This window comes from Rhizobium sp. 01T444, assembly GCF_056398305.1.
This window is the reverse complement of the sequence record NZ_JBFTPD010000194.1, coordinates 1-680: the sequence shown is the minus strand read 5'-3', so window position 1 is coordinate 680 and position 680 is coordinate 1. Positions and strand designations below refer to the sequence as shown.

The window sequence follows — 680 nt, the reverse complement described above, 5'->3', positions numbered from 1 at the left end:
GACCAGCATCGTGCGCAGCCGCGACGCCACCTGGTCATGCAGCGCGAGGCGCGAGATTTCAATGATTTCTGCCATGGATCGATTCTCTTGAATGCATTTTGAATGCAAAGTTGGGGTGTCTCAAGCCTGTGCTTCTAGGGGATAACCTGCATGCCGGTTTGATTTTTGAATGCAAAACTGAATAAAGAAAGGACAGCTCCGATGCTCCAACTCGATTTCCATCCCACCGGCAGGCACTTCCTGCAGATCCCCGGCCCGAGCCCCGTCCCGGACCGGATTCTGCGGGCGATGAGCCTGCCCACCATCGACCACCGCGGTCCCGAGTTCGGGGCCCTCGGCTTGCGGGTGCTCGCGGGCATCCGGCAGATTTTCAAGACCCGGCATCCGGTGGTCATCTACCCGGCTTCGGGCACCGGCGCCTGGGAGGCTGCGCTGTCCAACACGCTCAGCCCCGGCGACCAGGTGCTGATGTACGAGACCGGCCACTTCGCCACGCTGTGGCAGAAGATGGCGACCCGGCTGGGCGTCGCCACCGAGTTCCTGGCCTGGCCCGGCAGCGACGCGCAACTCCCGAACGCCGCGAGCTGGCGCCACGGCGTGCAGGCGGAGCTGATCGAGGCGCGCCTGCGCAAGGACACCGAAAGGAAGATCAAGGCCGTGTGCGTGGTGCACAACGAGAC

The 680-nt window shown here is 63.5% G+C and carries 1 protein-coding gene; it reads left to right on the top strand.

Translation table 11 applies throughout. The features are described 5' to 3' along the window. Window positions 1-201: 201 nt before the first annotated feature. On the top strand, window positions 202-680 hold a 479-nt coding region (locus AC1DTN_RS37935), incomplete at its 3' end, for a pyridoxal-phosphate-dependent aminotransferase family protein (protein WP_477925293.1).